Annotated in this window: 23 protein-coding genes; 5 read left to right on the forward strand and 18 right to left on the reverse strand. The window is 40.2% G+C overall.

The window, feature by feature from the left end; genetic code table 11:
* Positions 1 to 267 precede the first annotated feature (267 nt).
* From P4V41_RS02315 to P4V41_RS02370, 12 genes are all read right to left on the reverse strand, one after another.
* Positions 268 to 858: a hypothetical protein gene (locus P4V41_RS02315; protein ID WP_066397668.1), complete on the reverse strand. Its 591-nt coding sequence runs from the start codon at positions 856 to 858 to the stop codon at positions 268 to 270.
* Positions 859 to 947: 89 nt separating this feature from the next.
* Positions 948 to 1,460, reverse strand: coding sequence for an acyltransferase (locus tag P4V41_RS02320; protein WP_328083232.1), 513 nt, complete (start codon positions 1,458 to 1,460; stop codon positions 948 to 950).
* Entirely contained in the window at positions 1,461 to 2,102 is a 642-nt protein-coding gene (gene ppaX / locus P4V41_RS02325; protein ID WP_328083233.1) for a pyrophosphatase PpaX, read from the reverse strand. It abuts the gene before it with no gap.
* Positions 2,077 to 3,045 (reverse strand): nucleoside recognition domain-containing protein, encoded by a 969-nt coding sequence (locus tag P4V41_RS02330; protein ID WP_328083234.1) that lies wholly within the window; start codon positions 3,043 to 3,045, stop codon positions 2,077 to 2,079. Before P4V41_RS02330 ends, ppaX begins: the two co-directional genes overlap by 26 nt.
* A gap of 16 nt (positions 3,046 to 3,061) precedes the next feature.
* Positions 3,062 to 3,877, reverse strand: a complete 816-nt coding sequence (gene lgt / locus P4V41_RS02335) for a prolipoprotein diacylglyceryl transferase (RefSeq protein ID WP_328083235.1) — start codon at positions 3,875 to 3,877, stop codon at positions 3,062 to 3,064.
* 22 nt (positions 3,878 to 3,899) lie between these two features.
* Positions 3,900 to 4,835: an HPr(Ser) kinase/phosphatase gene (hprK, locus tag P4V41_RS02340; protein ID WP_137791665.1), complete on the reverse strand. Its 936-nt coding sequence runs from the start codon at positions 4,833 to 4,835 to the stop codon at positions 3,900 to 3,902.
* Between the two features lie 75 nt (positions 4,836 to 4,910).
* Positions 4,911 to 5,417: a GNAT family N-acetyltransferase gene (locus P4V41_RS02345; protein ID WP_328083236.1), complete on the reverse strand. Its 507-nt coding sequence runs from the start codon at positions 5,415 to 5,417 to the stop codon at positions 4,911 to 4,913.
* 70 nt (positions 5,418 to 5,487) lie between these two features.
* Positions 5,488 to 5,988: a cytoplasmic protein gene (locus P4V41_RS02350; RefSeq protein WP_328083237.1), complete on the reverse strand. Its 501-nt coding sequence runs from the start codon at positions 5,986 to 5,988 to the stop codon at positions 5,488 to 5,490.
* A 988-nt stretch (positions 5,989 to 6,976) separates the two neighbouring features.
* Positions 6,977 to 7,348 (reverse strand): phage holin family protein, encoded by a 372-nt coding sequence (locus P4V41_RS02355; RefSeq protein ID WP_328083238.1) that lies wholly within the window; start codon positions 7,346 to 7,348, stop codon positions 6,977 to 6,979.
* A 1-nt stretch (position 7,349) separates the two neighbouring features.
* The gene (locus P4V41_RS02360; RefSeq protein WP_328083239.1) at positions 7,350 to 7,538 is read right to left on the reverse strand and encodes a PspC domain-containing protein; all 189 of its coding nucleotides are present in this window, start codon (positions 7,536 to 7,538) and stop codon (positions 7,350 to 7,352) included.
* A gap of 14 nt (positions 7,539 to 7,552) precedes the next feature.
* Positions 7,553 to 8,632, reverse strand: a complete 1,080-nt coding sequence (locus tag P4V41_RS02365; RefSeq protein WP_328083240.1) for a DUF4097 family beta strand repeat-containing protein — start codon at positions 8,630 to 8,632, stop codon at positions 7,553 to 7,555.
* Positions 8,633 to 8,722: 90 nt separating this feature from the next.
* A complete protein-coding gene (locus P4V41_RS02370; RefSeq protein ID WP_328083241.1) occupies positions 8,723 to 9,025 on the reverse strand; it encodes a hypothetical protein in 303 nt (100 codons plus the stop codon).
* Between the two features lie 175 nt (positions 9,026 to 9,200).
* Here P4V41_RS02370 and P4V41_RS02375 point away from each other — a divergent pair, with 175 nt between their 5' ends.
* Positions 9,201 to 9,401 (forward strand): hypothetical protein, encoded by a 201-nt coding sequence (locus tag P4V41_RS02375; RefSeq protein ID WP_328083242.1) that lies wholly within the window; start codon positions 9,201 to 9,203, stop codon positions 9,399 to 9,401.
* 104 nt (positions 9,402 to 9,505) lie between these two features.
* Positions 9,506 to 9,709, forward strand: a complete 204-nt coding sequence (locus P4V41_RS02380; RefSeq protein WP_328083243.1) for a hypothetical protein — start codon at positions 9,506 to 9,508, stop codon at positions 9,707 to 9,709.
* Between the two features lie 171 nt (positions 9,710 to 9,880).
* Here P4V41_RS02380 and uvrA read toward each other — a convergent pair whose 3' ends face one another.
* Positions 9,881 to 12,754 (reverse strand): excinuclease ABC subunit UvrA, encoded by a 2,874-nt coding sequence (gene uvrA, locus P4V41_RS02385; RefSeq protein ID WP_328083244.1) that lies wholly within the window; start codon positions 12,752 to 12,754, stop codon positions 9,881 to 9,883.
* Positions 12,755 to 12,760: 6 nt separating this feature from the next.
* Positions 12,761 to 14,752, reverse strand: coding sequence for an excinuclease ABC subunit UvrB (gene uvrB / locus P4V41_RS02390; RefSeq protein WP_328083245.1), 1,992 nt, complete (start codon positions 14,750 to 14,752; stop codon positions 12,761 to 12,763).
* A 240-nt stretch (positions 14,753 to 14,992) separates the two neighbouring features.
* On the opposite strand from uvrB, the gene P4V41_RS02395 reads away from it, so the two are divergent.
* Positions 14,993 to 15,865 carry a sulfite exporter TauE/SafE family protein gene (locus P4V41_RS02395; RefSeq protein ID WP_328083246.1) on the forward strand — a complete coding sequence of 291 codons (873 nt, stop codon included), beginning with the start codon at positions 14,993 to 14,995 and terminating at the stop codon, positions 15,863 to 15,865.
* Between the two features lie 14 nt (positions 15,866 to 15,879).
* Here the strand turns inward: P4V41_RS02395 and P4V41_RS02400 are convergent, their stop codons facing one another.
* The gene (locus P4V41_RS02400; protein ID WP_328083247.1) at positions 15,880 to 16,110 is read right to left on the reverse strand and encodes a DUF2198 family protein; all 231 of its coding nucleotides are present in this window, start codon (positions 16,108 to 16,110) and stop codon (positions 15,880 to 15,882) included.
* Between the two features lie 241 nt (positions 16,111 to 16,351).
* Here P4V41_RS02400 and P4V41_RS02405 point away from each other — a divergent pair, with 241 nt between their 5' ends.
* A complete protein-coding gene (locus tag P4V41_RS02405; RefSeq protein WP_328083248.1) occupies positions 16,352 to 16,537 on the forward strand; it encodes a hypothetical protein in 186 nt (61 codons plus the stop codon).
* 22 nt (positions 16,538 to 16,559) lie between these two features.
* Complete coding sequence (locus P4V41_RS02410; RefSeq protein WP_328083249.1) at positions 16,560 to 17,357, forward strand: serine/threonine protein kinase; 798 nt, start codon at positions 16,560 to 16,562, stop codon at positions 17,355 to 17,357.
* Positions 17,358 to 17,390: 33 nt separating this feature from the next.
* Here the strand turns inward: P4V41_RS02410 and P4V41_RS02415 are convergent, their stop codons facing one another.
* From P4V41_RS02415 to P4V41_RS02425, 3 genes are all read right to left on the reverse strand, one after another.
* A complete protein-coding gene (locus tag P4V41_RS02415; RefSeq protein ID WP_328083250.1) occupies positions 17,391 to 18,785 on the reverse strand; it encodes a DUF2254 domain-containing protein in 1,395 nt (464 codons plus the stop codon).
* 166 nt (positions 18,786 to 18,951) lie between these two features.
* Complete coding sequence (locus tag P4V41_RS02420; protein ID WP_328083251.1) at positions 18,952 to 19,440, reverse strand: GNAT family N-acetyltransferase; 489 nt, start codon at positions 19,438 to 19,440, stop codon at positions 18,952 to 18,954.
* Between the two features lie 26 nt (positions 19,441 to 19,466).
* A complete protein-coding gene (locus P4V41_RS02425) occupies positions 19,467 to 19,790 on the reverse strand; it encodes an MGMT family protein (protein ID WP_328083252.1) in 324 nt (107 codons plus the stop codon).
* Between the last annotated feature and the right edge of the window lie 51 nt (positions 19,791 to 19,841).

Consider the following 19,841-nt stretch of genomic DNA (forward strand, 5'->3'; position numbering starts at 1 on the left):
TCCAGAAGTTTTGGTGCTTAATCCAGAAGTTTTGGCTGTTTATCCACGAGTTTTGGTGTTGAATCCACGAGTTTTGGCTATTTATCCACGAGTTTTGGTGCTGAATCCAGAAGTTTTGGCTGTTTATCCACGAGTCTACAATCCTCGACAAATTTCGATGTGTGTCACTAGCCCCTAAACCACATACTCGCTATCCCCCACTCCCTTTGCACATCAAAAAAACTGGTACCCATTCCTAAGACGTGTGGGCGCCAGTTTTTAATCACTTTATAATTTCTTTCGTCTTAATCGTTTTACTTTCACAAATTGGTTCGTAAATAGATCCAGCTCTTCGTCTCGGTAGATGTAGAAGAATCTATGGTGATGACCATCTTTCATTTCGGCCAGATCACATTTCATGTAATCATCCAGTTCCTGTCGTGTCAGTTCGACGGTATACATCTTGCCATGACTCGGAATATCCAGTTGGATCTCTTCTAAAAAATGGAGTTCTTTAAATAAATAAATAGAAGTATCAAGGAGAAATTCACAGATTAAATCTTCTGTTCCAAAGTAGTGTTGAAAATGTTCGCGTGTAAACGCAATATGAGGTACGTTTCGTTTGTAGGTAGAATAGTCGCCGTAAAAAACCAGCTTTGCACGTTTGCTTTGAAGTTCGTAATGCTTAACAAGGCCATGACCTTTCATTTTTGACACAGCAGTCCGGAAACGGTAGGTATCACGGGCAGCCAGTTGTTCGGCCTTATTTTGAGGATGAGATGCTTTCGGTGCATGCTGAGACTGACAGTTGTCTTCAACGAGGTGTCCAATTTTAAACGTGTTTTTCATAAATACGATCGAGAATGATTTCCTTCTCATAGTATGCGCCTCCAGCTTTCGCTTTTTTGCCTGATTTAAGTATACGACGAAAAACAAGAAAACCCAAGAGGGGAACTTCCGACAAATTTCTAGCTTTCCATTTCCCTCTTAAGAAGTTCTTCCTTCGTGTAGATGACCTGCATCGGATTACCGCCGACGAAAGATCCTTCTGGGACATTTTTATGGACGAGTGTTCCAGCGGATACGATGGCACCGTCACCGATCTTAACACCTGGGAGGATCGTAGAGTTCGCACCGATCATCACTTCATCGCCCACGATCACGTCACCTAAACGGTATTCTTTTATTAAATATTCATGAGCTAATATCGTTGTATTATAGCCGATCACACAGTTTTTCCCGACTGAAATGCGTTCCGGATACATGATGTCTGGCATGACCATCAACGCGAATGCTGTTCCTTCACCGACCTTCATCCTCAAAAAAGTACGGTAGATCCAATTTTTCATCGGTAGAAATGGTGTGTATCGAGCTACTTGTATGGCAATGAAATTCTTTACCACTTTCCAGAACGGAACAGTGTCATAGACCTGGTACAATGAGTTTCTTCCTTTTACCGGATAACGCTCCGTATTTCGCAATTATCTCTCTCCTAAAACATCCAGCAAATCCGTCATTTCATTCAGCATGAAGTCTGGATTAAACTGCTGCAAATAATCGTTGCCGCGGATGGTCCATGCTACACCAGCCGTTTGTGTGCCAGCGTTCTGCCCTGCAAGAATATCGTACTTGCTGTCGCCTACCATGATCGCTTGTTCTGGTGTTGAGCCTAGCAAGGCTAGCGCTTTTTGAACTGGCTCTGGATCTGGCTTCGCGTTTTTCACGTCATCTAGCGTAACGACCGTTTGAAAGAATTGATCTAGACCGACAAGACGTAAGCCCATCTCGACTGTATTTCTCATTTTTGTAGTTACGATGCCCAGTTTGTAGCCCTTTTTATACAATTCTTCTACTGTTTCGAAAACTCCTTCAAACTCAGTAACGAGTTCATCATGATGTGAGATGTTATGTTCACGGTACGTTTGAACCAAGTCCGATACTTTTTCTTTATCAAACAGTTCCATCGTCTCTACGAGCGGCATCCCCATATACGGCAAAACGCTCTCACGATTGTATTGTTCTGGGAAATGCTTATCTAGTGTATAAAGAAAAGAAGCGATGATCAGCTCGTTTGTATTAATTAATGTTCCGTCTAGATCAAATAGTATGGTGTTGCGTTTCATGTTGTCGTTCCTTTCTTGTTAAACGATTTTTCCGTTCAAGCTTATTCCATACGTAAGCTACTAATACGGTAAGAACAATCGCCGTTACTACTCGAATGATCAGCAGCGGCAGAACCGGGATTCCTAATGGTACAAAAACAAGTGTATCCTCAACAACGGCATGACAGCTTACGAGAAAGATAAAAGCTAGATACAGATCTTTCTTTGAGACGCCATCCTCTTTTGCAGCCTGCATCATCACACCTGCACCATATGCAAGACCAATCGTAAGGCCGGCTGCCATCGTCATGGATGTGTTCTCTTTCATCCCTAAGAGTTTCATAGCAGGTGCCATCCAGTTTGAAAACTTATTCAGCCAACCTTTGTCCTTCATATATTGCATGATGATCATGAGCGGTATGACGATAAGTGCGAGTTGCAGAATACCGAGTGATGCTTTTTCAAGAGCGGTGAGCGTGATCTCTCCCCAACCGTTCGGCGCCACTTCAGGCTTTGAGATAAAACCATATTGTGCTTTTTCCGTTCCGCCATCCCATAAAAGATTGATCATAAACGCAGAGAAGAGGGCCAAGCCGATACGCACGAGTAAAATGACCCACAATTTGATGCCAACACTCGCTGCAACACCAGACTCAATAAATAGGTTGTGAGAAAACGAAAGCATAACTGCGAGAATGAACACATCCTGCACCGTTAAAGAATCGAGAGTTAGAATTCCCCCGATTCCTGCATATAGATTCAGAAAATTACCAAGAACGAGCGGAATGGCCGCTTCACCCGGTAGACCAATCCATTTCATGGCTGGTGCTAAAACAGCGATCAACCAATCTAACACCGGGGTGTGACTCAACAAAGTGATCAGTAGTGTGACTGGGAAAATAATTTTCCCTAGCGTCCAAGTGGTTTTTAAGCCTGCAATTGTGCCTTTTTTTAACGTTTCCACTTTTCATTCGCCTCCCTTAACTTTCAAGATATCGTTGTTTAGCCAATCCTGCTTTCCTTCTATAGATCCAGATGATAACGGCTGCCGCAATCCAGACCAAACTAACCACTTGTGCGATTCGAAGAGAAGTTCCCCAAACGATCAAGCTATCCGTACGAAGACCTTCTACGAAGAAACGTCCGATCGAATACCAGATGATGTACGTTAAGAACAATTCTCCTCTATGAAGATTAACTCTGCGTAGATAAAGCAAGACGATAACACCTATGAAACTCCAAAGTGATTCATAGAGAAAGGTTGGATGATAATAAGTCCCATCAATATACATCTGATTGATGATGAAGTCTGGCAGCATAAGTGATTCTAAAAAGTTTCGCGTTACTTCCCCGCCATGAGCTTCCTGATTCATAAAGTTGCCCCAGCGTCCGATCGCTTGACCGAGCAAGATACTAGGAGCTGCGATATCAACTAGTTTCCAAAAAGAAATTTTCTTAACTCTTGAAAACACGAGTGCCGTTAAGAAGGAACCGATCAAAGCACCATGGATTGCGATACCGCCTTCCCAAACAGCTAGGATCTTTCCTGGATGGTCTTTATAAAAGTCCCATTCAAACGCTACATAATAAAGCCTTGCACATAAAATGGCCACAGGCACTGCAATCATGACTACATCAACGAACGTATCCTTAGCAAGCCCGCGTCTCTCTGATTCTCTTACTGCGAGCCAAAGACCAAGCATCGCACCAAACCCAATAATAAGTCCGTACCAATAGATCGTGAGCGGCCCTAGTTCGAGTGCTACACGATTTAAAGGTTGAATCGTTTCTTCCACAGTCTACACTTCCTTCACATTCTTATAGGTCTTCTTCATCTCCAGCTTCAATTACATCTGTCAAACGATCTGAGAATTGCTGTGCGGCATTCATGCCCATTCTCTTCAAACGGAAGTTCATCGCTGCTACTTCAATAATGACCGCTAAGTTTCGTCCAGGTCGAACAGGAATCGTTAAGATCGGAATCTCAGTGTCAATGATCTTTGTTGTCTCTTCTTCCAATCCTAAGCGGTCATATACCTTTTTAGAATCCCAAGCTTCCAGATTCATAACGATAGAGATCTTCTTATAGTTGCGAATCGCTCCAGCACCGAACAAAGTCATCACGTTGATGATACCAAGACCACGAATCTCAAGGAGATGCTGTATAAGTTCAGGTGCACTGCCGATGAGCGTATCTTCATCTTCCTGTCGGATTTCGACTGAATCGTCCGCTACTAACCGGTGCCCACGTTTTACGAGTTCGAGTGCGGTTTCACTTTTCCCAACTCCAGAGTTACCTGTGATCAAAACACCAATTCCATAAATATCAACTAAAACACCATGTTTAGCTGTAGTTGGTGCTAAACGACTTTCTAAATAATTGGTGATACGGCTGGACAAACGCGTCGTCGTAACCGGTGAACGCATGATTGGCACTCCACTTTTATGAGAAGCTTTAAGCAGTTCTTTAGGAACTTCGATGTCTCTAGAAACGATGATTCCCGGTGTCTCATCCGTGCAAAGCGCGGTTAAACGCTCCATTCGTGTTTCAGGATCGAGCTCTGAAATAAACGAAAGCTCTGTTTTACCAAGAAGCTGTAGTCGCTCGCCCGGATAGAAGGTAAAATAACCAGCCATCTCAAGACCTGGCCGTGAGATGTCGCTCGTTCGAATCGTGCGATGAATCCCTTCTTCACCACTAACAAGCTCTAGATGAAATTTTTTTATGAGTTCATGAATATGTACCTTAGCCATTGGGTCCTCCTCGACATTTTTCAATGATTCTATTGTATCACTTCAACCACTGATTAACCAAAGAGTACTATAGGCTTATTTCTGACTTTCCTCCCAACTGTACACGTCTACAGGTATCGTATTAAAAGTCGCTTCTTTTTGGAGTGTCATCCCTAATCGAGAGGCAACAGAAATAGACTTTTTATTATTTCGCTGAATCAAACAGATCAAACGCGTGATTCCTAGTTCATGAACAGCGTAATTTTTGAAGTGAATCGCAGCCTCTGTTGCGTAGCCGTTTCCCCAAAATTCCTTGGCCAACCAATAGCCGATCTCAAACTCTTTCTTCCCATCAATCGATTGCTGTACAATACCCGCGTGGCCGATTGGAACTAGACTTTCCCTATGTTCGATCAGAAACAAACCTCTACCATCACGATATCCCGGAAGAAGCCATTCATCAAATGTTTTTCGAACTTCTTCTTCTGAACGAGTTATCCCTTTTCCGATGAATTGAACGACATCAGGATCTGCCCATAAAGACGCAAAAAAAGAAAAATCCTCATTTGTGTACGGTCGGAATGTCAATCTATTCGTATGCAAGATTACCAGCTCCTTTTCATGAAAAATGCCGTTTGATCGAATTCGAAGCAAACGGCTGGAATGAATATCATTATTTTACATCTATAAAAATCTTATCATGTACAGAGAGCCTTTGACTTGGTTTACTTAAACAATCGTTTAACAGAATCTTACCCGTTTTTATGCTCTGTGCAATTTCAGTTCTGCTCCATCCTTCTAGATGATCCGCAAGAGTCCGATCCAGCCGGAAAATTCCATTGACCGATGTTATTTTTATTTCGCATGCAGAATCGCCTCTTGCAACAGAAGTAATCTTACTTCCTGGCTCTATTTCTTTGAAGGATGTAGGTATGATCGATAAGGGATCGACATGGCCTGTGAACGATTTATAGATGTTGAGCTTTTTGTTCCATGAATGGTTTTTCGGACATTTGTATATCGCAAACTGATAGATGTTCTTACCGTTTGCGTTATGCCTTCGAATGGTCGTATCCGTGAACGTGGTAACTTTACCGCACATTTTACACTGTTTTTTTACCGTGTTCGCTTTCATTTGTTGATGTAGTGCTAAAGCATATTGTTGAATCTGCATTTTTCTTCACCTCTGGAATTAGTAGTGAAGAAATACAACTTCTATTTGAAATCTTGCAGAACGTAAAAAAAGCCCCCCTCATACAAGGAGAGCTTTGAACGCAATGTTACCCGAAATAACGGACTGCAGTTCGCTGTATTTCCTCTGTAATGGGTTGTAGACAGACTTCTCCCGTGGTCAGAAACACAGCGTTTCTTAACGATTGAGAAGCGATCTAAATTGTTTTCCATTACAGGTTAAATGTTGGCATACAGGTCACATTAGGTCCTTTCTTCAAACAGAATACCTTAATATTACTATAAATTATAAAATATGGAAACTGAATCTTTAAAAAATTACAAGAACTTAAGTAATTATGGGTTATACCAGATGATAATAAACAACCGTCAACACTCTCTAGTTTTAAAGGGGCATTTTTGATTTGATTGTGATGAACAAAGAATGTATTAAACGAAAACACTCATAGAGGTAAACAAGGCATGACCATTTTTTCTTTCATGCAAAACCTATTCTGCACGAAAAATGAAACTTAATTATCATCATTTTAAATTTAAAAAGTTGTTTTCTAAAAGATCGGTGCTTTTAAGTGTTTTTTATTTTCTTCTTTGACTTTTGATTGTAGTGGTAGGTGCGAGACTCTCGGCTAGGACAGGCGGGCAGTCTTAAAGGTGGAAGTGGCTCGTCCAGCCCCGACAAGCAAAAGGTGAATGGAACAGGAAGGCGCTCTTTGCCTTAATGGTCTATTTAACTTTTGACCTCGAGGGGCTAGCCACTGCAACTAGCCAGGTGAGACACTTATACGGAAACGTACGAATGTGGCTCACCGCTTGCCCCGCGGAAAGCGAGCAACCTGGAGCGGAAATCAACTACTTTCAAAAGCAACAATGAATATAAAAACAGTCTTTTAAAAAAGAAAAACCAGCGAAAATCCACCGGTTTTTTCAAGCTTGTATGAAAGATGCTTATTTCAATAAATAAAACAGCTACTTTATTTTCTTTTCCGCTTCTTTTTTAAAGGTTCCAAAACAAAATTCGTCAGGAACATGTTTAGAAGTGAAATGATGACTGCAGCGAGTAATGCCATTCCGAATCCATCAATGTTAAACGAGCTACCCATTAATTCCGCCGTTAACGATAATAGCGCTGCGTTAATAACGATTAAAAATAGACCTAAAGAGAAAATCGTTACAGGCAAAGTCAACAGGACTAGGATCGGCTTTAGAAAAACGTTAAATAGTGATAATAAAACGCTGGCTAATAATGCAGCACTGATGTTTTCGATATGAAAACCATCAAAGTACCCTGCTACTACCATTAGCGCAATGGTATTGATCAGTAAAGATGCCAACCAACTCATCATTTTATAAGCCATCCTCTGGCATGACAGCTAGAGCGATAATGTAAGCTAATCCAACTGGGATTACCGCTGTAAACAGAGCAAGTGCTACCGTTCCTAATCGTACAACCGTTGGATCCACATTCATGTACTCTGCAATCCCACCGCAAACCCCTGAAATTTTAGCATCGTTCGACCTTTTCAGCTTTTTCATGATGTAAGTCACCTCTATTTCGCTTTTAGAACCACAACAGAGCCTGTTTTTGCTTCTGCCTCCAATTTAAATGACGGCCAGCTCTTACCTCCATTCGCAATAAACGAAAGAAACTTCCGAGTCACTTCTTTCTTTTCTTCTCGCACCTCAACGGATTCAAAATCACAAACAAATCCGCCGACGATTGTTTTAAGAACGGCATCAAGCTCTAGTGTTTCTGGGAATTCTGTTTCTATTTTTCCCGTCACTGTCTTAAAAGATGCATACCCTTCAACAGCTGATGTAAAACGGCAGTAGATTGAGCCATTTATCGTTTCTGAACGGACTTGTGAAGCATCTACCGAAAGACGTACGGGTCCGTTCATCGTTTCTGCTTCTACGTCCTTAAACTGACAATCGTTAAGCGTTAATGAGCCGTTAGCAGCCGAAGCTTTCACGTTATCCCCTGTACAGTGGTTCATCGCAATCGCTCCTACAGTCGTTTTGACCGTAAGCGTTTTTGCATGCGAATCACTTATTTTCACAGGACCATTAAAGGTTGTAATCTTGATCTCGTCATAAGCTTCTCTTGGAATTGAAATAACGGCGTTCACCTTTTGATGCTTGTTTCTTGAATAGAATCGCATCTTGGTCGCATCACAATCATAGAACGTTTCATTTCTAAATTTGGTTTTTGCTGAAGAACCTTCTGGCACTTTATAAACATGTGCATCACACTCTACTTGCACGTCTTTTCGGTCCCAAGGTACGACAGTAACTGAACCGTTGTATACTTCAACATCCATCGCCTGAAACATGACATGGCTATCTTGAAAGACATAATGAACAGGTTCAGAAGGTCCGAAATTCAAATCAAAATCAACCGTCTTGATTCGTTTTACAACACGATCAAAAAACTTTGCCACTTTATAACCGGAAGTGGGCAGTTTCACAGCAGTCGCACCGTTAATGGCTTTATTTTTGAGGTTGAGAGGACTGATCGAGCTTAGCTGCAACTTCTTCTTATCGTTAAGGGCATACAAAAGTTTCTCCGCTTCTTCAACAGAGATCTTACCTTCGTTCAGCATGTTTAAAATCATTTTGCGTTCTTCCATACATTGACGCCTCCTTTTTGGGGTTCCGTCACCGGCGTCGGCTGATTCTAAGATGTCTGAGACTTTCCGGTATTACTTGTACAAAAATCGTTATGAAACGATTACCTTTATTCCTTTAACAATATTCCAGATCATCACAATTAATGTCAGCGTTCCAAAAATGAGTGCACTTATAATAATAGCGATAAGATGATATTGCGTTTCAAAAATGATAATAATACCTAATGGAACAGCGATAATAGGCAATAGATGAGACAAAAATGATTTCTTTGCGTGCTCCATCACTTCAGGCTCATCTGCGATAAGATATACTGATATCGGAAATAAAAATGGTGCAAAGAACAGACTAAAATAACATAGTGCAGAAATAACTTTTTTTGAGCCTTCCTTCATGAAACAAGACCTCCTGCTTTAATAGAACAATAACGAAATGGGTCTCTCAGCAAAAGGCATGTGCCTTTTTTACTTCGACCCCTTTAAACAATCTTCCTTTATCTCTATAGCCATTCGACATAACTTCTAAAATTCCGTATCATAATGACAAAAACACCCAAGGGAGCTACCACCATTGAAACAGATTCGAACATTAAAAATACTTTTTATAGTATTAGCTATACTGATGATCACTAGCATTATATTCGGCGTCATGACTGAAAATGCTATAGAACTTACAGTTAGTGACCGAATTCTAGCGGGGATGTTCGGGACATTCATCGTAATCTTGATAAACTATGTAATTTACAAACTTCTTTCTAAGATATGGAAATAAAAACACCTATCTATTTTATACGAAATTTGTCGCTTTGAGGAGATTTTGTTTAACAAAACCGTAAAAAAGGAATGGATATATAACTAAGACAGGAGTGATTTGTTATGGCTGAAGAGAAAAAGAAACTAAAAGGCAAAATGGACAATCCTGAACAATACAAGACGGATCAACAAAGCTTGTTTGATAAATTTGAAAGCGAGCAGAGTGTAGATTCTATTCCGATGGAAGATCTTAAACAAGAAAAGCGCGAAGAAAAGGATAAGAAAGGTACAAAAAACTCTTCGTCTTCTGAGAAAAAGTATAAATAACACATTCAAGGTACTTCTGGTGAAACAGAGGTGCTTTTTTTTGCGTGATATCTTGCACTGTTAACCATTGTTTCTCGTTATGGATACTAATTTTCTCTAAATTCAAGTGACTTAAATTTTAAGGAACAAAAAAAGATTCAGCCCTTATGTAGGTCTGAATCTCTATTAATCTTACTTAGCTATCTTTTCTTTTTCTTTAATCTTCCCCGTCATCCGTTTCTTATCACGCTTTAAGATCGGAGCAAGATAGCGACCGGTGTGAGAAGCTTCAATCTCAGCTAACTCCTCTGGCGTACCAGCACCAACGATTGTACCACCCTTATCCCCACCTTCAGGTCCAAGGTCGACTAAATGATCACACTGCTTAATAACATCCAGATTATGCTCAATTACAAGCACAGAGTCTCCGTTATCTACAAGTCTTTGAAGAACAACAAGCAAACGAGAAATGTCATCTACGTGAAGACCAGTTGTTGGTTCATCCAGAATATAGATCGTTTTCCCGGTAGAACGCTTATGAAGCTGTGATGCAAGCTTAACACGCTGTGCTTCTCCTCCCGAAAGAGTTGTTGCAGATTGGCCGAGCTTGATGTATCCAAGACCCACATCGAGAATGGTCTTTAGCTTACGATTGATTTTAGGTATATTGGCAAAGAACTCCACAGAATCCTCTACCGTCATGTCTAAGATGTCTGCGATATTTTTCCCTTTATACTTCACTTCTAACGTTTCTCTGTTATAACGTTTACCATGACAAACTTCACATGGAACGTATACATCAGGCAAGAAGTGCATTTCAATTTTAATGATTCCATCACCACGGCATGCTTCACAACGTCCACCTTTAACGTTGAAAGAAAAACGTCCTTTTTTATATCCGCGTATCTTCGCTTCGTTCGTAGATGCAAATACATCACGAATATCATCAAAAACTCCGGTATATGTCGCTGGATTTGATCGAGGTGTTCGGCCGATTGGTGATTGGTCAATATCGATAACCTTATCAATATGCTCCAGACCCTTAATGGACTTATGAGCACCAGGCTTGTCCTTTGCACGGTGCAGCTTTTGTGCAAGAGCTTTGTGAAGGATCTCATTGACAAGCGTACTTTTCCCAGATCCAGAAACACCTGTAACTCCGGTAAATAATCCTAGTGGAATCTTAGCTGAAACATTCTTTAAGTTGTTTTCTGTTGCACCCTTAACCTCAATGTATCTCCCATCTGGTTTCCGTCTTTCTTTTGGAAGTGGGATAAACTTTTTGCCAGACAAGTATTGCCCAGTTAAAGAGGCAGGATCCTCCATGATCTCCTGTGGTGTACCTTGTGACGTAATCACGCCTCCGTGCGCACCTGCGCCAGGACCGATATCGATGACATAGTCTGCCGCTAGCATCGTATCTTCGTCATGCTCAACGACAATCAACGTATTCCCAAGAGAACGCATTTCTTCGAGTGTTCGAATCAGTCGATCATTATCTCTTTGATGAAGGCCGATTGAAGGCTCATCTAAAATATAAAGAACACCCATCAAGCGTGATCCAACTTGAGTCGCAAGGCGAATACGCTGTGCTTCACCACCGGATAGAGTACCAGCCGCTCGGCTTAGCGTCAGATAATCTAATCCAACATTAATCAAGAAGCCTGAGCGATCCACGATTTCGCGTAGAATAAGCTTTGCAATCGCACGCTCTTTATTTGTTAGATCAAGATTATCGAAGAATTCTTTTGCTTCCGTAATGGAAAGTGCCGTCGTTTCACCGATATGCTTTCCGTTGATCAATACAGACAGAGCTTCTTTTTTCAGACGGTGTCCTTTACATGTCGGACAAGGCTTTTGTGCCATGTATCCTTCCATCTGTTCACGAATATAATCAGAGCTTGTTTCGCGATATCTGCGCTGAATGTTGCCTAATACACCTTCAAATTGAATCTCGTTTTTCCTCACTTGGCCAAAATCGTTTTTGTATGTGAAAGTAAGGTACTCTTTGCTTCCGTTCAGAATTTTATCCATCTGATCCTTAGGAAGGGTTTCAACCGGTATATCCATATCAATACCAAAATGGTTACAGATACTCTCAAGAAGCTGTGGATAGTATTGTGAACTGATCGGCTCCCATGGTGCAATGGCGTTGTCGCGTAATGAACGACTCCAGTCAGGAATGACAAGCTCTGGATCCACTTCAAGCTTTACTCCTAGACCATCACATGAGGAACACGCCCCGAATGGACTGTTAAATGAGAATAAACGTGGCTCTAATTCACCAATTGAAAATCCGCAATGAGGACAGGCATGATTTTGAGAGAATAAAAGTTCTTCTTCTTCCATTACATCAACGACAACGCTACCTCCACCAAGGTTGAGTGCTGCTTCAAGAGAGTCAGCTAGACGAGTAGCAACTCCTTCTTTTACGACAATACGGTCAATTACAATTTCAATAGTATGTTTTTTATTTTTTTCAAGCTTAATTTCTTCAGATATCTCACGCATCTCGCCGTCAATACGAACACGAACATATCCTTGCTTCTTAATATCTTCAAGCGCTTTTACATGTTCCCCTTTTCTACCGGAAACAACTGGTGCTAAAATTTGAAGCTTCGTACGCTCGGGATATTCTAAAATTCGGTCTACCATTTGCTCAATCGTTTGGGAAGTGATCTCCACGTTATGAACAGGACATACCGGCCGACCGATACGAGCAAATAGAAGTCGAAGATAATCATAGATTTCCGTAACCGTACCTACTGTTGAACGAGGGTTACGACTTGTTGTTTTCTGATCGATTGAAATCGCAGGTGATAGTCCTTCGATCGAGTCAACATCCGGCTTATCCATCTGTCCTAAAAACTGACGGGCATAAGCAGAAAGAGATTCAACGTAACGACGCTGTCCTTCTGCATAAATCGTATCGAAAGCCAATGAAGACTTACCTGAACCTGATAAGCCGGTTAAAACAACCAGCTTATCACGAGGTATGGTAATATCTATATTCTTTAAGTTATGGGCTCTAGCACCCTTTACAATTATGTTCTGATTGGTAGCCAACTGGTATCATCCTTCCGCTTTTAACTCAAGAATGAGGTCACGAAGCTCTGCTGCACGCTCGAACTGAAGGTTCTTTGCAGCATCCTTCATCTCTTTTTCCATACGCTCGATAAACGCTTCGCGATCTTTCTTGCTCATCTTTTGCTTAGGAGCTTTTGAACTTGTATACGTTTCTGTATCTTCGGCAGCTTGTGTTGCTCGAATCACGTCACGCACTTCTTTTCTGATCGTAGTCGGTGTGATTCCATGCTTTTCATTGTGTTCCATCTGTTTCTGACGTCTGCGCTGCGTCTCATCAATCGCGATCTGCATGGATTTTGTAATTTTATCACCATACATAATAACGTGACCATTTGAGTTACGAGCCGCACGACCGATCGTTTGGATGAGCGAACGTTCTGAACGTAAAAAGCCTTCTTTATCTGCATCTAAAATGGCAACGAGAGATACTTCAGGTATATCCAGTCCTTCTCTGAGCAAGTTAATTCCGACTAGTACATCAAACACTCCAAGACGAAGATCACGTATGATCTGTATCCGTTCTAACGTCTTAATCTCTGAATGCAGGTAACGAACTTTTATACCAAGCTCCACAAAATAATCGGTAAGATCCTCGGACATCTTTTTGGTTAATGTAGTAACGAGGACTCTCTCATTTTTTGCAATCCTATCATTGATCTCCCCGAGTAGGTCATCGATCTGCCCTTTAATTGGACGGACTTCAAGTGTAGGATCAAGTAGCCCTGTAGGACGAATAATCTGCTCAACCGGATCAGGCGCGTGTTCAAGCTCATACGGACCTGGTGTTGCCGATACGTATATATGCTGAAATTTTGTGTAACGTTCAAATTCTTCAAATGTTAAAGGGCGGTTATCTTTTGCGGAAGGCAGTCGAAAGCCGTGATCGACAAGAACCCCTTTTCTCGCCTGGTCTCCATTAAACATTCCACGAATCTGCGGAAGAGTAACATGAGACTCGTCGATAACAATCAATGAGTCATCCGGAAAATAGTCTAGAAGCGTGTAAGGCGTCGATCCTAGGGGTCTTAAAGTCAGGTGAACAGAATAGTTCTCGATCCCTGAGCAAAAACCCATTTCCGCCATCATCTCTAAGTCATATCTTGTACGCTGTTCGAGACGCTGCGCTTCTAGTAGTTTGCCAGCTTCGTTCAACTCTTTCAGGCGATCTTCGAGTTCAGCTTCAATGCGCTTGATCGCTACCTTCATTTTCTCTTCACGTGTTACGAAGTGGGAAGCAGGGAAAATGGCAACGTGGTTACGTTCACCAAGAATTTCACCTGTTAGTGCGTCCACTTCTGTAATTCGGTCGATCTCATCACCAAAAAACTCCACACGAAGACAATGTTCGTCTCGTGAGGCTGGGAAGATTTCCACGACATCTCCTCTAACTCGAAACGTACCACGAGTAAAGTTAATATCATTTCGGTTGTATTGAACATCTACGAGATCACGTAAAAGTTGATCTCGGTCTTTCTCCATTCCTTCTCTTAAGGAAATCACCATGTCTTTATATTCCTCAGGAGAACCTAGGCCATATATACACGAAACACTGGCTACAATAATAACGTCATTTCGTTCAAAAAGTGATGAAGTAGCCGAGTGACGAAGTTTATCGATCTCATCATTAATACTTGCATCTTTTTCGATATACGTATCAGAATGTGCGATGTATGCTTCTGGCTGATAATAATCGTAATACGATACAAAATATTCAACTGCGTTGTTAGGGAAAAATTCTTTCAACTCACTGTAAAGTTGTCCGGCTAATGTTTTGTTATGAGCAATAACAAGAGTCGGTTTGTTTACTTCCTGAATAACGTTGGATACCGTAAACGTCTTACCTGTCCCGGTCGCACCAAGCAGGGTCATACTCTTCTTTCCTGCGTTTATATTGTTCACAAGATGTTGGATCGCTGCGGGCTGATCCCCTTGAGGCTGATAGTTTGATTTGATTTCGAACAATCGACTTTGACTCACAAAACCGAACCTCCGTTCCTAAATTCTGGTTACTCAAATTATAGCACAGCCCCTATCCAAAAACCTAATAATTACGAACAAATATTCGCAGAAGTTTCTGGAAAGAAAGTAAAGTGTTATACTTACAGGTAGGCGCAAGTTGGGAAATAAATTGTGTGGGGTCAGACCCCATTTCCCGCTAGCATTACCAAGGTTTTTGGAAAAATTGTAGAAGGTGTGTCCCCTTAAAGGAGTTTTACTATGGAGTTTTTTTATATACTGCTAGGTTTATGCATCGGTATCTTTTCAGGCATTTTCGGCATTGGCGGCGGCTTTATTCTTACACCCGTTTTAATCTTGTTCGGCATCCCGCCTCTATCAGCGATTGGGACGAGTCTTATGTACTCAATCGGAACGAGTGTTTCTGGAGTTGCAGCACACCTGAGATTTAAGAATATTATATGGAAAACTGCTGCTGTTCTTGGAATTGTAGGGATTGGAGCAACACAAATCGCTCATCCACTTGTCGTTTGGTTAGAGAAGAAGAATTATGACGATACGATCATTCCTATATTTTATATTGTTCTTCTTGCCTACTTTGCTCTTTCCCTGCTTTATAAGCAAACAAAACGCAAGAAGACAGCGCAAAGCACTACTGAGATCTACTTCTCATGGCCGAAAGCAATATTTATTGGATTTACAGGAGGATTCATTTCTACGACTTTAGGAGTTGGGGGAGGATTCGTAATGGTCCCTATGCTCATTTCTTTAATGAAGTTTCCTTCTAGGAAAGCGGTTGGGACAAGCTTAGTCAGTGTATTTCTCATTGTAAGTGCTGGTTTCTTAACGTACGCATCGAGCGTACAGATTGATTATAAACTTGGCCTCCTGCTTATTTTAGGAGCGTTGGTTGGGACTCAACTAGGAGCAAAGCTTACAACCATCTATTCTAGTGAACAGATCCAAAAATATTTAGGAGCTCTATACATCACAATCTTAAGCTCAGTAGTACTGAAGCTCTTTCATCTTGATAAAGCTGGGCTTGGCATCATTACGCTATATGTGTTTTCGATGCTCGTGCTTTTCTTAAAAGAAACGATCATTCATACGAAAAGAAAGACGTCTACCTCGTAAAGGTGACGTCTTTTTTAACTTACTTTTCTTTTTTGTTTGTTATAAATTTTAAGTCCCACTAAAAAGCCGATGAACGTAGAAATTATGGCTACGACTTGGAGAGGCAACGGTTGATTCAACCCATCAAAACCAAAAATTAAAATAACAACAGTAATCCCTAAAGGTAGGTATTTAGTAAACAACACTCTATTAAAAAGCAGCTGTAGACCAAAAGGCAATAAAGCTGCAACAATATACTCCAACATGAAACGAAGAACCCCTCTCCTTGAACACCTCAAAAAAACATAACTATTGTAAACGTTCTAATATACCTCTCTAAATTTAACAAAACTCCTTAGATAAAAACAAGGAAATTGTTGCGGGAAATAAATTGTTTGGGGTCAGACCCCTTATCTTTGAAACTTTCTGTTTAAAAGTACGTACAGTAGGATAATGCTTGAAAAGGACGAATATGATTAACAAGGATCTTTAAAGGAGATGATTTTCATGTTAAAGAAAATTTTAAAATCACTATTAGGACATAGCAGCCATAAAAGGTATAGCAGTTCAGACTACAAATATAAGAAAAGCTACAAGAAATACAGCAGCAGTGATTTTAGCAAGAAGCATTATGGTGGATATGGACACAAGCATTATAAGAAGAAAAAGAGAAGCAGCTTCTTCAGCTCCTGATCTACTCTAAAATAAATACAATATGATAACTGAATTTTGGAAATGCCTGCAGCGGGCGTTATTCGATAGACCTCTTAAAGCTGGACAACATGTTCATGAACAGCGATATCAGATTCAAAAAGTCCTCGGTATGGGGAGTTATGGCATAACTTATTTAGCACTTGATACGCTAACTGAAGAGATTATCGTATTAAAACAGCTTAGGAACACAAAAGCGAAGACCACAGCAGGCCTTCTCTCCTTTCAAAGAGAGGCTCAGATTTTAGAAACGCTGCATCACCATCCTGTTCCTAAGCTATTGAATGCCTTTCAAAACAATCAAGGTCACTTTATTGCTATGGAGTGGATTAAGGGAGAAACATTCGAAGATCTAATTTTTCGTGACAATCAAACTTATAACGAAAAACAAACAATTGACATATTGCTAGAGCTTTTAAGCATTACAGAACGCTTTCACAAGAATGGAATCATACACCGTGACCTTCGTATTCCAAATATCATCCAACGTGATAACAAACTGATCGTGATTGATTTTGGACTTGCCTGTCATTTATCAGACAAAGAAACCGAGGATTCACATGATCATCCTGAGAAGCTTCGGATGCGTGCTGTGAAAGTGGAAAGCGACCTGTTTGCTCTCGGTCATTTTGCACTCTTTCTTCTATACTCTTCCTACACGCCTCAATCACAAAAAGAGTTAAGCTGGGAAGAGGAATTAGATATCTCACACACTTTTAGATCCGTCCTTAGAAAAATGCTTCAGCTTGACGAGCCGTTCCATTCCGTTACTGACGTTAAAAAATCATTATACTGCATGTGAAAAAGCTCGGTTTTACACCGGGCTTTTCTCATTCTATTTAATAGGCTCAATTTTGGGATGTCTACTTTTCAACAAGAACTCGTCATACTCTTTTTCATGTTTGGTCGTCATTGCCAAGTTTTGAAGTGCACGGTGAAATTGCTGATAATCTAATTGAAATAAGAAATGGTTTTCTAGTCCGCTCGCGGTTAACAGACCGAACTCCCATACTGCATTGTAATCACGCGCATTAAGAGATTTTGCCATTAAATCCAAGACCTTTAAGATTTCTGTACAAACCAATATATTGTCTTTCGCATAGTGTCGAATGTATCCAAAAGCATTATATAAATAATGGCTAAAGTCTCTATCTTGTAAAACAACGCGAAGATTATTTTCTTTGTCCACCAAATACTTCGAAAATATCGATCCACGTGAAATTGTTGTAAGGACTTCGCCTAACTGATAAATGGCGTTAGTCGCTGTTTTTGGATCATTATTGCCGAGAGATCTAATTGCAACTTCAACAAGTTTATTGATACTAAATTCGATATCTTGTACTTCTGTTTGCCTTCTCCCAATACTTATAAGAGACAAATATTTTTGTTCATCCACTTCATTCTCACCTTTTTTCCAATACGTTAAAAAGGGAGTTGTAGTATACACATAACTTCCGATCGCATACTCCAATCGTATGACAATATCATCGCGCTCTGCTTCTTTCATGATTGAGATAAAATCCACAAGTTGAATAAAACCGGATTTACGAGCTTTAATCAAATTACCTTTCTTTTCACATATCTCACTGTTCACTGTCGTTAAATCATTTACTTTATAAGGATCTACTTCGTCCTCTAACGTACTTTTCACAATAGATAACGCTTCGTTCTTCATATCATAGGTCATCTGATTCACTTGAAGCCAAGCGACAGCGTGATTAATAAAAAAGATGAACGTTCCCATTGAAAATGCAGCAATAATAGCCGCTGCCAAAGGAACAGCAAAATAATATTCTGCCATTCTTTTATTCAAGAATAAAAAACTTAACAACATATAAATAAAGCTTGAGGTAAATATACCTAGCACTCGCTGTGTGGACTTACTAGCAATAAAGTTTTTTAGCATACGAGGTGAAAACTGACCAGAAAACGTTGTAAACACTACAAGAATCAAGTTAAAGGTAAAGGTAGTCAGAGTTAGGGTTGCAGCGGTAAGAGTGCCTACAAGATTTCTTGTAAGGTCATAATCTACAGCAAAAAAAGGGCGCATTTGATTTCCCAAATCGTACTTAAGATCTGTCGTTAAAGTTGCAGTCACAAGTAAAGCAGAAAACATCATATAAAGCACAGGTGTAAACCACATATTTGATTGTACGGTATGTGAAAGTTCCCTCTCAGACATTCTTGTATATTTCTTTAAATAATTATCCAATAGTTTTAATCTAAACATGTGTACGTCCCCTCAGAAGTAAAAACAACAGTTATTTGGAACTCTAAAAAATACAAGTAGCTCCTACCCTATTTTGCCCTATTAAAAAAAAGTCAAACTTTCTATCATTTATAACAATAAAAAAAGCGATTCTTTTTTTAGAATCGCATGTCATTCTAGCTATTATTTAATTACAAAATGATTGGATAACTCGTCCCTCTTCGTTCCGTTCTTCATATTGTTCGTTGATATATTCACCTATCACTTTTCTCCAAAAAGTTTGAGCAGGTTTGTTCGGTTCTATTTGAGAAACTTCCCAATTGCCTTTATGTTTTTCAAATATCTCATGAGCGGCAAGTTTGCCTAAACCAGCAAGCCTAAACTTTTTCATAATAAAAAATTCAGAGATCGACCAGTGTTGATTGCTCCCTTCTTGTACCTCACTTACCAATACAAATCCTGCTAGTTTCCCTTCCTTTTCGATCAAATAAGGAAAGCGACGACTTTCTTGCCAATAGTTATCTAAATATGCATACTGACCAAAAACTCCATTATCGCTCACTTGAAGATCAATAAACTCCGAGAAATCATAAAAATAAAACTGCATAAGATTATGAATGGTCTCTTTATCCTTTAACTTTGCTACTTTTATTACTGAATTTTGTTTAATCTGCATACTTCATGTCTCCCTGCGATTCGTTATTAAATATCATACTCGCAATCTGCCAAATATCTGTATGCTTCGATGTCTATTCTATTTTTCCCTTTAAATTTAACGCCTTCACTTTCTAATCGTGACTTTTGTGTAAAAAACATTTCTTCATCTTGAATGCCGATTTCTCCTTTTGCATTGATTACACGATGCCAGGGCAGGTTATATTTTTTACTCATAGAGTGAAGGATGCGGACGACCTGTCTAGCACTTCGTGGATTGCCTGCTACACGCGCAATCTGTCCGTAAGACATGACGTAGCCGCTCGGTATGCTTTTGATGACTTTAATAACTTTCTCAGTAAATGAATCCATGATTATTGCCCCACTTTCACATATAGATATTACTTGATGTCTAGACGACTC

This window comes from Fictibacillus nanhaiensis (assembly GCF_036213205.1).
Lineage (GTDB): Bacteria > Bacillota > Bacilli > Bacillales > Fictibacillaceae > Fictibacillus > Fictibacillus nanhaiensis_E.

Excerpts from the sequence above, each read along its gene's own strand:
- P4V41_RS02355 (WP_328083238.1), bottom strand. The coding sequence starts at position 7,348 with ATGATGAGTTGGTTGGCATCTTTACTGATCAATACCATTGCGCTAATG.
- ppaX (WP_328083233.1), bottom strand. The coding sequence starts at position 2,102 with ATGAAACGCAACACCATACTATTTGATCTAGACGGAACATTAATTAAT.
- P4V41_RS02420 (WP_328083251.1), bottom strand. The coding sequence starts at position 19,440 with ATGCAGATTAAACAAAATTCAGTAATAAAAGTAGCAAAGTTAAAGGAT.
- P4V41_RS02365 (WP_328083240.1), bottom strand. The coding sequence starts at position 8,632 with ATGGAAGAACGCAAAATGATTTTAAACATGCTGAACGAAGGTAAGATC.
- P4V41_RS02315 (WP_066397668.1), bottom strand. The coding sequence starts at position 858 with ATGAGAAGGAAATCATTCTCGATCGTATTTATGAAAAACACGTTTAAA.
- P4V41_RS02370 (WP_328083241.1), bottom strand. The coding sequence starts at position 9,025 with ATGAAGGAAGGCTCAAAAAAAGTTATTTCTGCACTATGTTATTTTAGT.
- P4V41_RS02410 (WP_328083249.1), top strand. The coding sequence starts at position 16,560 with ATGATAACTGAATTTTGGAAATGCCTGCAGCGGGCGTTATTCGATAGA.
- P4V41_RS02380 (WP_328083243.1), top strand. The coding sequence starts at position 9,506 with ATGGCTGAAGAGAAAAAGAAACTAAAAGGCAAAATGGACAATCCTGAA.
- P4V41_RS02395 (WP_328083246.1), top strand. The coding sequence starts at position 14,993 with ATGGAGTTTTTTTATATACTGCTAGGTTTATGCATCGGTATCTTTTCA.
- P4V41_RS02350 (WP_328083237.1), bottom strand. The coding sequence starts at position 5,988 with ATGCAGATTCAACAATATGCTTTAGCACTACATCAACAAATGAAAGCG.
- hprK (WP_137791665.1), bottom strand. The coding sequence starts at position 4,835 with ATGGCTAAGGTACATATTCATGAACTCATAAAAAAATTTCATCTAGAG.
- P4V41_RS02415 (WP_328083250.1), bottom strand. The coding sequence starts at position 18,785 with ATGTTTAGATTAAAACTATTGGATAATTATTTAAAGAAATATACAAGA.
- P4V41_RS02425 (WP_328083252.1), bottom strand. The coding sequence starts at position 19,790 with ATGGATTCATTTACTGAGAAAGTTATTAAAGTCATCAAAAGCATACCG.
- P4V41_RS02400 (WP_328083247.1), bottom strand. The coding sequence starts at position 16,110 with ATGTTGGAGTATATTGTTGCAGCTTTATTGCCTTTTGGTCTACAGCTG.
- P4V41_RS02360 (WP_328083239.1), bottom strand. The coding sequence starts at position 7,538 with ATGAAAAAGCTGAAAAGGTCGAACGATGCTAAAATTTCAGGGGTTTGC.
- P4V41_RS02405 (WP_328083248.1), top strand. The coding sequence starts at position 16,352 with ATGTTAAAGAAAATTTTAAAATCACTATTAGGACATAGCAGCCATAAA.